Origin of the sequence: Glycomyces dulcitolivorans (assembly GCF_003265355.1) — a bacterium.
Taxonomy (GTDB): Bacteria; Actinomycetota; Actinomycetes; order Mycobacteriales; family Micromonosporaceae; genus Glycomyces; species Glycomyces dulcitolivorans.
Window position 1 is genome coordinate 1 of record NZ_QFRW01000230.1, and the last position, 9,707, is coordinate 9,707.

10 protein-coding genes and 1 pseudogene are annotated in these 9,707 nt (G+C 70.2%); 5 read left to right on the forward strand and 6 right to left on the reverse strand.

All coding sequences use genetic code 11. The features are described 5' to 3' along the window. From DI269_RS15560 to DI269_RS15570, 3 genes and pseudogenes are all read right to left on the reverse strand, one after another. Positions 1-1,361 (reverse strand): annotated as a pseudogene (locus DI269_RS15560) (hypothetical protein); the annotation flags it as partial. Continuing rightward, entirely contained in the window at positions 1,358-1,675 is a 318-nt protein-coding gene (locus DI269_RS15565; protein WP_112137397.1) for a hypothetical protein, read from the reverse strand. The gene DI269_RS15565 and the pseudogene DI269_RS15560, both read right to left, overlap by 4 nt. Positions 1,676-2,021: 346 nt before the next feature. Next, positions 2,022-2,744, reverse strand: a complete 723-nt coding sequence (locus tag DI269_RS15570; protein WP_112137400.1) for a winged helix-turn-helix transcriptional regulator — start codon at positions 2,742-2,744, stop codon at positions 2,022-2,024. Between the two features lie 318 nt (positions 2,745-3,062). On the opposite strand from DI269_RS15570, the gene DI269_RS15575 reads away from it, so the two are divergent. From DI269_RS15575 to DI269_RS15590, 4 genes are all read left to right on the forward strand, one after another. Further along, on the forward strand, positions 3,063-4,085 hold the full coding sequence (locus DI269_RS15575; protein WP_157975017.1) for a hypothetical protein: 1,023 nt from the start codon (positions 3,063-3,065) through the stop codon (positions 4,083-4,085). Positions 4,086-4,133: 48 nt separating this feature from the next. Then, positions 4,134-4,856 carry an LmeA family phospholipid-binding protein gene (locus DI269_RS15580; RefSeq protein WP_157975018.1) on the forward strand — a complete coding sequence of 241 codons (723 nt, stop codon included), beginning with the start codon at positions 4,134-4,136 and terminating at the stop codon, positions 4,854-4,856. A gap of 444 nt (positions 4,857-5,300) precedes the next feature. Next, a complete protein-coding gene (locus tag DI269_RS15585; protein ID WP_112137407.1) occupies positions 5,301-6,152 on the forward strand; it encodes a sulfurtransferase in 852 nt (283 codons plus the stop codon). 30 nt (positions 6,153-6,182) lie between these two features. After that, a complete protein-coding gene (locus tag DI269_RS15590) occupies positions 6,183-6,494 on the forward strand; it encodes a DUF1416 domain-containing protein (protein ID WP_112137409.1) in 312 nt (103 codons plus the stop codon). Positions 6,495-6,587: 93 nt separating this feature from the next. Here the strand turns inward: DI269_RS15590 and DI269_RS15595 are convergent, their stop codons facing one another. Continuing rightward, positions 6,588-7,112, reverse strand: a complete 525-nt coding sequence (locus DI269_RS15595) for a hypothetical protein (RefSeq protein WP_112137412.1) — start codon at positions 7,110-7,112, stop codon at positions 6,588-6,590. A 135-nt stretch (positions 7,113-7,247) separates the two neighbouring features. Between DI269_RS15595 and DI269_RS15600 the strand changes: the two genes are divergently transcribed. Continuing rightward, the gene (locus tag DI269_RS15600) at positions 7,248-7,985 is read left to right on the forward strand and encodes an AfsR/SARP family transcriptional regulator (RefSeq protein WP_198667465.1); all 738 of its coding nucleotides are present in this window, start codon (positions 7,248-7,250) and stop codon (positions 7,983-7,985) included. Between the two features lie 48 nt (positions 7,986-8,033). Here DI269_RS15600 and DI269_RS15605 read toward each other — a convergent pair whose 3' ends face one another. Both DI269_RS15605 and sigJ read right to left on the reverse strand, forming a co-directional pair. Next, entirely contained in the window at positions 8,034-8,531 is a 498-nt protein-coding gene (locus DI269_RS15605; protein ID WP_112137417.1) for a carboxymuconolactone decarboxylase family protein, read from the reverse strand. Positions 8,532-8,557: 26 nt separating this feature from the next. Continuing rightward, entirely contained in the window at positions 8,558-9,478 is a 921-nt protein-coding gene (gene sigJ, locus DI269_RS15610; RefSeq protein WP_112137419.1) for an RNA polymerase sigma factor SigJ, read from the reverse strand. Positions 9,479-9,707: the final 229 nt, after the last annotated feature.

Here is a 9,707-nt window from a genome sequence, read left to right on the forward strand (position 1 = left end):
CCGCCGCTGCCGAGGGTGGCGCCGCCGGCGCCGCCGGAGGCCAGACCACCGCTGACCCCGCCGCCACCGCCTCCGCCGCCGGGCGGCTGGAGGTCGTCGCCGCCGGCCGGGGTGCCGCTTTCGAGGCCGCCCGTGCCGGAGTCGAGGCCGCCGTAGCCGTCCGAGAGCATGTCGGAGGAGTCGCGGAACGTGGAGGGGCTCGACGGGTAGGCCTCGGGCTCGAACGTCGAGGCCGACTCCTCCGCGTTCTCCCACCGGTTCACGACGTCCTCGTTGGCGATCTGCGAGCGCGAGTTGTAGTCCTCGACGCCCGCGTTCATGTCGACGGCCATGTTGGAGTTGGCGTCGGCCTGCGCCCAGGACCGGGCCTGCTCCTCGGTGATCGGCGGCTCGTCGTTCTTGTGCTTGCGCATGTAGTAGTCGGTCTGGTTCTCGACGTAGTCGCTGACCTCGGTCACGTAGTCCTTGTCGAAGCCGCCGAGTTCCAGCAGCGCCCCGAGGAGGCCGCCGTCGTTGTCGCAGCCGGCGGTGACGTCGCACGGGCCGCTGCGGAACGGGGGCCGCACGTGGACGAGCGGGTCGGTGAACATCGACTCCATGTCGGAGATCCAGTAGAGCGGCGCCGGGTAGGGCAGCTCGCCGGAGTCGCCGCCCTGGAGGCCGAAGAACTCGTCGGCCTTCTGCTCCAGGAGCCCGACGGCGCCGGTGGTGGCGTCGCCGATGTCGTCGCACACCGACGCGCAGTTGCCGAGGACGATCTCGACCTGTTCGGCGAAGGCGTCGAAGTCGTCGCCCTTCCAGGTCTCGGAGAGCGTGCGCAGGGCCGACTTGAGCATCGGGGCGATCCCGTTGGCGGGGTCGGTGTCGAAGTCGTTCTTGAAGGTCTGCCAGTGCTCGCTGATCAGCCGGAGCGCGTACTTGTCCGGGTCGTCGGGGCGGACCTCGGCGACCAGGTTGCGGATGCTCTCCTGGCTGGGTGCGGGCGTCCCCTTGGTCTCGACGGTCAGCATCTGGACCTGGCCGGCGATGGGGATGGCGGAGACGAGCTTGATCCAGGCGGCTTCGGCCTCGTTGACGCCGTTCTGGCAGTTGGCGTAGCCGCAGGGCTCGCCGGACAGGAAGAGCGCGTCGGCGTCGCGGCGCTGGTACTCGACGACGGTGGAGTCGTCGGGCGCGTTGTTCTCGTACTCCTCGCGGGGACCGCGCGGGTGCTCGTCGCGGTCGCGGCCGCGGTGCTCGCCGTCCTCGTTCTCGTCGTCGTTGTCGTTCTCGCGGTCGTCGTCTTCGTCCCGCTCGTCGTCGCGGTCGTCGTCGTCGCGGCCGGTGTCGCCGCTGGTCTGGGTCTCGGGCATGTCGCTCACGCCTCCCTTCGCGACAGATGGGTGGCCGAGGCGTCATCGGTCTCGACGGCGCGGTCGGCGACGCCGTCGACGGTGGCGATGATGCCGGCCAGGTCGGACTTCAGGTCCTGGAGATTGGACCAGGTCTGGCGGTGGAATTCGCGGTACATCTCGCGGGCGGTCTGGCCCGAGTCGAGGAGCCCGAAGCCGGGCTCCACTCCGAGTTCGTTGCCGTGCCGCAGCCGTTCGATCAGTGTTTCGAGGAAATCCAAGCGGCCCTGGGCGACCTCGCGGAACTCGGCGAGGGCGTCGGGGTCGACGGAGCGATCGGACACGGGGTCACACTCCAAGGGGGACGAGGGTTTGAGTCCAAAGCGGTCTTAATTCTATCCACCGAGTGCCACAAAGCGGGTACTCTATGTTGCCGCTTTTGCCCGATTAGGACCCTTCTCGACCGTTGTTTGGAATGGTTAATATTCCTGTTTGGCACGAGTCCGGGAGACTGTTCACTCCAACGGGCGCAAATGATCACGGACGCTGCAGGTCCGATCATCACTTCAGGACCAGTGGGAACTCCCGACCCACTGTCAACTTTGGAATCAAATGGAAAAGGCGGCTCCGCAATGCGAAGCCGCCTCTCCCGTCGCCTCTCGTGAACGGAGGGCGAATGCCCGTGGTCCTTTAGGCGTCGACCCGTTCGGGGGCCGGCTCGGACTCGCGGAGGTTCTCCGGCGGCGGGGCCACGAACTTGTAGCCGACCTGCCGCACGGTGCCGATCATCGACTCGTACTCCGAGCCGAGCTTGGCGCGCAGGCGCCGCACGTGGACGTCGACGGTGCGGGTGCCGCCGAAGTAGTCGTAGCCCCACACCTCCCGCAGCAGCTGCTCGCGGGTGAAGACGCGGCCGGGGTGCTGGGCGAGGAACCGCAGCAGCTCGAACTCCTTGTAAGTCAGGTCGAGCGGGGCGCCCTTGAGCTTCGCGGCGTACGTGTCGGGGTCGACGGTGAGGTCGCCGGCGCGGATCACCGCGGGGCCGGCGGCCGTGGCCGCGTTCGGCTTGCCGGTGGTCAGCCGCAGGCGCGCCTCGACCTCGGCCGGGCCGGACGAGGCGAGCAGGAAGTCGTCGACGCCCCAGTCGGCCTGGAGCGCGGCGAGCCCCGCCTCGGTGACGATGGCGAGGAGGGGCACGGTCAGGCCGGTGGCCTGGAGGACGCGGCAGGTTGCGCGGGCGTCGGCGAGGTCGGACCGGGCGTCGACCATCACCGCGTCCGGGCTGGGCCCGCTCAGCAGTGCCCGCACGTCCCGGCCGGCGTACCGCGCGCGGTGCGGCAGCAGCTCCAGGGACGGCAGGATGGATTCTGGGGACTCCGGCACGGGGTTGGAAGTGAGGATCAGGATTTCCAAGGCAGTCCTCCGCTGGTAGGTGAGCACACGCGACTATCGCTCTTCCCGGCTTCGGCGACGGGCGGGCTTACATGCGGTAGGTGGAGTCCTGTCAAAGTGTAAACGGTCACCTGGCAAATGACCAGCGTCATGTCCCGGCAACCTCACCATGCGGGACGGCGCCGCGCAAGCCGGCCGCAAACCGCCGTTCACCGCACCGACACGCCCCGATCACGGACGGCCGCGCACCGTCACCCCTCCGAGTGGCCGCACCGACACCCGCCCCTGCGGCCCTTCGAAGGTGAACGGTGCACAAGGGCCTTGCCGTAGGCTGTGACGGTGTCGTACAGCCGACCCGACGAGACCTGGGGCTACGAGCCCCCCGAGGCGGCCCCTCCCGCCGAGGGCTCCGCCTGGGGCGAGACCTACCCCGAGGAGCCGACCCGGGCCGAACAGCGCCGCGCCGCGGACACCACCGGTGCCCGCCGGCGCGTGAGCACCGGCGCCTTCCGGACCGCGGACGCCCGCGAGGACCACACCCTGCCGCCGCCGACCCCGCACCTGATCCACCGCCTCCCGGCGATCGCCGTCGCCATCGTCGTCAGCGCCGGCCTCGTGCTCGGCGCCCAGATGGAGCGGCCCGTCTACGCGGCCGGGATCGCGGTCCTCCAGATCGCCGCGGTCGTCCTCGTGACGTGGGTGCGCCGCATCGACGGCGCGTGGCTCACGATCGCCGTCGCGTCCCTCCTCGCGGTCGGCGCCGACTGGGTCGCCGTCACCTGGCAGCCGGTGTCGCTCCTGCCGATCACCGTGCTCCTGGCGCTCGCGTTCGGCGCCTCGGTCGCCGGGCAGCTGGTGCGCCGCACCCACGAAGGGGTCACCGAGAGCCTCGGGTTCACGATGGTCCTGTGCATCGCCGTGTGCGGGTACGCCTGCTACATCGCGCTGTCGCGCCTGGGCTCGGCCCCGCCCGCGATGTACTCGGCGGTGGTCGCCGCCGGGACCGCGATCCTCGCCGCCCGCGCCGTCGACCTCGTCATGCCCGACCCGCGCATCAACCGCCAGGTCACGCGCGGCGCGTTCGGGATCGTCATCGGCACCATGTGCGGCACCGCGTCCGCGGCGTACGCCGGGCTCGTCATCGAGGGCCCCGACCCCAAGCACGCCGCGATCGGGGGCCTCCTCGTCGCGCTCATCGCGGTCCTGTCGGACCTCGCGTGCGGCTACATGTCGGCGTCGCGGCGCATCGACGGCGCCGGGACCGCCCCGAACCCGGTGGTCAGCGCCGCCGGGCCGCTCCTGGCGTTCGCGGTCACGGGCCCCGTCGTGTACCTGCTGAGCGCCTACTACATGATCGACTGACGCACACCCCCTGCGCCGACGCACCCCGCGACTCCCTGGAGCCCACTGGTGAAGATCCTCCGCCGCCTCCTGATCACCCTCGTCATCGTGCTCGCCCTGGTCGCCCTCGGCGACCGGGTCGCGAACGCGGTCGCCGAGCGGCGCATCGCGACCGAGGTCGCGTCCGCCGCCGCCGACCACGGCGCCTACTCCGACCAGCGCCCCGACGTGACGATCCACGGCTGGCCCTTCGCCACCCAGGCGTGGACCGGCGACTTCGAGCAGATCGACATCACCCTCAAGGACGTCGGCGCCAACGGCCTGGTGTTCCCCGAGCTCGCCATGACCGCACGCGACGTCGAGGCCGACTGGCGCGAGCTCTCCGACGGCGGCGACGCCGTCGCCGGCACCCTCGACGTCTCCGGCACCATCGCCGTCGACTCGGTCGAGGCGCTCCTGGCCGAGCAGACCGGCTGGGACCTGGAGATCGACGAGGACGGCAACGCAGTCCTCGCCACGACCGAGGAGCTCGGCGGCGTCTCGGTCGACCTGGAGGCCACCGGCCAGGTCGCCGTCGGCGACGGCGCCATCAGTTTCACGCCCGACACCGTGGAGTCGGTCACGCAGGGCCTGCCCGCGTCCGTGCAGCCGCTCATCGACCAGTTCGCGTCCCAGCTGAGCTCCACGGTCGAGATCCCCGAACTGCCGTACGGGATCACGCTCGCGGAGATCGCGTTCGAAGGCGACGTGGTCGCGATCTCGGCCACCGCCGAGGACGTCGTCCTCACCTGAGCGGTGACCGGACGCTCGCATTCGGTTCCATTCACAGTCCGCATCGCGAGAACGGGTGTGGATTCGGCCCCGGAAGTCTGCTAGCGTTCTGCCCATGCGCAAGCCGATGCTCACGAAGCGGCGCGCGATCGACTACTGCACGATCGCGGCCACGCTCTGTCGAATGCCTTAGGCGACTCGCCCGGCCCCGGAGGCCGACGGCAGTCGCCGCATTGCGGCCCAGCGTGCGTGAAATTCAAGAGCAAGGCTTGCATCCCCAGGTTCCATAGGACGACGCCCTTCGGCGCGACCGGAACCGCCCCGATTCCAGGAACGACGATCCCCTGGATGACTCTGCTTGCTCAGCCGTGGAGAACGGCGCCACAGCACCGCCCGCCGGGCCCTCTCGAACTCGGAACAGTCGATACCAAGCCATTCCATTTCAGCGTTCAGGAGAGAACAGCCATGGCCCGTGAAGACGTGCTGGTCACCGCCGATTGGGCGGAAGAGAACCTCGACACCCCCGGAGTCGTGTTCGTCGAAGTCGACGAGGACACCTCGGCCTACGACAGCGGCCACATCAAGGGCGCCGTCAAGATCGACTGGAAGGACGACCTCCAGGACCCGGTCCGCCGCGACTTCGTCAACCAGGAGCAGTTCTCGCAGCTCCTCTCCGAGCGCGGGATCGCCAACGACGACACCGTCGTCCTGTACGGCGGCAACAACAACTGGTTCGCGGCATACGCGTACTGGTACTTCAAGCTGTACGGCCACGAGAGCGTGAAGCTCCTCGACGGGGGCCGCAAGAAGTGGGAGCTCGACGCCCGCGACGTCGTCACCGAGGTGCCCGACCGCAAGGCCACCGAGTACGTCGCCCAGCCCCTGAACTGGGACCTGCGCGCCAAGCGCGACGAGGTCGAGGCCGCCATCGGCGTCAAGAACCTCATCGACGTCCGCTCCCCCGACGAGTACGCCGGCCGCCTCCTGGCCCCGGCCCACCTCCCGCAGGAGCAGTCCCAGCGCGCCGGCCACATCCCGACCGCGCTGAGCGTTCCGTGGTCCAAGGCCGCGAACGAGGACGGCACCTTCAAGTCCGAGGCCGAGCTCCGCGAGCTCTACGTGGACGAGGCCGGCCTCGACGAGGGCAAGTCGACCATCGCGTACTGCCGCATCGGCGAGCGCTCCAGCCACACCTGGTTCGCGCTCCGCGAGCTCCTCGGCTACGAGGACGTCAAGAACTACGACGGCTCCTGGACCGAGTACGGCTCCCTCGTGGGCGTCCCGATCGCGCTGGGCGACGAGCCCGGCACCAAGTAGATACCGGCGACGGTACGGAAAGGAATCTCCATGTCTGACAGCTGCGCTGCACCCGACCAGGACCTGGCCCTGCCGGCGTCGGTCGACCTCGAGAAGGAGACCGTGCTCAGCGGCACGGTCGTCAACGACGAGGGAGACCTGGTCCAGGGCGCCTACGTGCGCCTCCTCGACGGCACCGGCGAGTTCACCGCCGAGGTCGTCACCGGTGAGGGCGGCCAGTTCCGCTTCTTCGCCGCCCCCGGCAAGTGGACGCTCCGGGCGCTCTCGCGCTACGGCGACGCCACCGGCGAGATCGAGGCCGCCCGCGGCGTCAACGAGACCAGGCTCGCCGTCAGCCGCTAGTACCGCTTAGGGACGTTCGGCTCGTAACCCCGGTCCTGAGCAAAGAGGGCCCGACCGCTTCCGCGGTCGGGCCCTTGCGGTGTCTTGGGGGTGCTAGCTGATCTGGTACGAGCTGGTGCGGTTGGACCAGCCGCCCGCGGCGGTGTCGCGGTTGGCGAGGTTGTCGATCCAGGTCGACGAGGTCCCGGTCGCGCTGGAGTTGTCGAACAGCTTCACCTCGCACGAGCTGTAGGTGTGCACGGAGCTCGGCTTGTTGTTGAAGCTCCCCATGTTGGTGATGGTGTACTCGACCGGCGTGTACGCGGCCGAGCAGGTGTAGGAGCCCGGCACGGAGCGCGTGCTGGTGGCGCCCTCGTAGTTGGTCTGGTCGTAGAACCGCACCAGGACGGTGTCGGCCAGGAGGCCCTGCGAGTTCGCCGCGAGGGCCGCCTCCGGGGAGTCGGCGCAGGTGAGCTCCTCGGTGACGACGTCGAGGACGCAGTGCTCACCGGTGGTCTCGGCCTGCGCGGCGGTCGGCGCGAGCGCGATCACGCCGGCGGCGGCCACGAAGGACATGGCGACCGCGAGCAGGCGGCCCCGCCCGGTGGTGCCGTTGAGGTTCTCCTTGAGTTTGCCCATGCCCGAACCGTATGTGACGCAGTGGACATGGAAGCGACTTCAGGCCGTATACGCCGCGTATACGGTGGTGCGACACCTCGTCGCAGGCGCTCGCGCGTGCCTCCGCCGCCCGAAGGGTCCCGTATGGAGTTCCGGATGCTAGGTCCGCTCGAAGTGGTCGTCGACGGGATCGTCGTCCACTTGGGAGGGATCCGCCAGCAGACCGTGCTCGCGGCGCTCCTGGCGAACGCGGGCCGGCCGCTCCAGCGGCGGCGGCTGGGCCGCATGGTCTGGAACGACCCGCCGCCGTCGGCCGAACCGAACCTGCGTGTCTACCTGCGGCGACTCCGCTCGGTCCTGGTCGATCCGCTGTCGCGCGAGTCGCGGGTGGTCGCCGACCGCAGCCAGGTCAGGCTGCGCACCAACCCGGGCGAGCTCGACCTCGACGTCTTCGACGACTGGTGCCGCCGCGCCGACCGGGCCCGCGCCGCGGGCGACACCGCCCACACGATCGGCTGCTATGACCGGGCCCTGGGCCTGTGGCGCGGCAGCCCTCTCGACGGGATCGACACCGACAACCCGCAGTGCGCCATCGCACTCGAACTGACCGAGCGCCGCTACGCGGTGGAGACCCGCCGCTGGGACCTCCTGGTGCACAGCGGCAACTCCGGTGCGGCCGTGGGGGAACTGCGCGCGGCGGTGGCCGTGGACCCGTTCCGCGAGCGCCTGGTCGAACTGCTGATGCTCGCCCTCTGCAAGGACCACCGCCGCTGGGAGGCCCTCCAGGTCTACACGTCGACCCGCGACCTCATGATCGGCTCCCTCGGCCTCGAACCGGGCCCCGAACTCCAGCGGACCCACCGCCGCATCCTCGACGGCGAATCCGACTTCTGAGAGGTCAGTGACCTCCTCTCCTCGCAGCACGCGGTCCGGAGAGGTCCGCTAACTCCTCTCTGCGTAGCGGGCGGTCTTCGTCTCCGGGTCGTAGAACCCGGCCGTGGTGCGCAGGATGACGTTGACCCGGTTCCAGGCGTTGATCTGCGCGCACATCGCGACCAGGGCCGCGATCTGCTCGTCGTCGTAGTGCTTGCGGACGGCCTCCCAGGTCTCGTCGCTGACCCCGTGCGGGTTGTCGGCGATGCGCGCCGACTCCTCCGCGAGGGCCAGCGCGGCCCGCTCGGCGTCGTCGAACGCGGGCGCCTCGCGCCACACCGGGACCAGGTTGAGCCGCTCGGGGTCCTCCCCGGCGTGCACGGCGTCCTTGAAGTGCATGTCGGTGCAGTAGCCGCAGCCGTTGATCTGGCTGGCGCGCAGCTTCACCAGCTCCATCGTCTTGTGCGGGACGGCGCTCGCGGTGTGGAAGAGCTTCTCGTTGGCGAGCATGTTCTTGTAGTAGGCCTTGGCGAATGCGGTGCCGGTGAAGTCGAGTCGGGCTTCCATGGCGTTTCCTTCCTGTCGGGTTCGGCCTATCGGGGCCGGTGTACTTCGTGGATTCCGGTGAGCTTGTCGGGGTTGCGGACCATGTCGACGGCGACGATGCGCCCGTCCTCGGCGATGCCGAGGATGGTGATGCCGCCGACCTCGCCGCCGACGACGGTGAGGAGCGCGGGGCCGCCGTTGACGGAGGTGACCCGGTGCTCGAAGTCGACGTACATGGCGGTGACGCCGGCGAGGAACCGGGCGACCTTCTCGGCGCCGCGGATCGGGTTGCGGGCGGCGCGGACGATCCCGCCGCCGTCGGAGGTGAGGACGGCCGCGGGGTCGAGGAGCGCGGTCAGGGAGTCGACGTCGCCGGAGACGACGGCCCGCGAGAACGCCTCGACGACGTGCCGGTGCTCCTCGGGGTCGACGTCGAAGCGCGGCTTGCGGGTCTCGACGTGCTCGCGGGCGCGGCTGGCGAGTTTGCGGCAGGAGGCGGGCGTGCGACCGAGGGCGGTGGCGACCTCGTCGAAGGTGAGGCCGAAGACGTCGTGGAGGACGAACGCGGCCCGCTCGGCGGGGCTGAGGGTCTCCAGGACGACGAGCATCGCCCAGGACAGGGAGTCGGCGAGGCCGACGGCATCGGCCGGGTCGGGCGCGGTCGCGACGGGTTCGGGCAGCCACGGGCCGACGTACGTCTCGCGGCGGACGCGGGCGGACCTGAGCACGTCGAGGGCGAGCCTGGAGGTGGTGGTGACGAGCCAGCCGGTGAGGTCTTCGATGGCGTCGATGTCGGTGCGCTGCAGTCGGAGCCAGGCGTCCTGGACGACGTCCTCGGCTTCGGCGACCGAGCCGAGGAGTCCGTAGGCGACGCCGACGAGCCGCGGTCGCAGCTCTTCGTACTGGGCCAGGGCGCGGTCCGCGGGTGAGGCGGCGGCCTGGCTCGGGTTCGCTTCCGGTTCGTTCATGTCGGGAGGACGGGGCATGGTTCAAGAGTGTGACAGCCGATCGCGGATTGTGACGGGTGTCTCGCAGATCGGGTAGGGCAGACTGTGGGGCGTGTTCTCGAACGTCTCGGCGCGCTGGCGCCGCCGCCTGCGCGTCGCGGTCGTGGCGTGGGCGGTCCTGCTCCTGGCCGCCGCGTTCGCGGGTTCGCGCGCCACGGTGCGCGAGCAGGTCGGCGCGGCCGACGCGCGG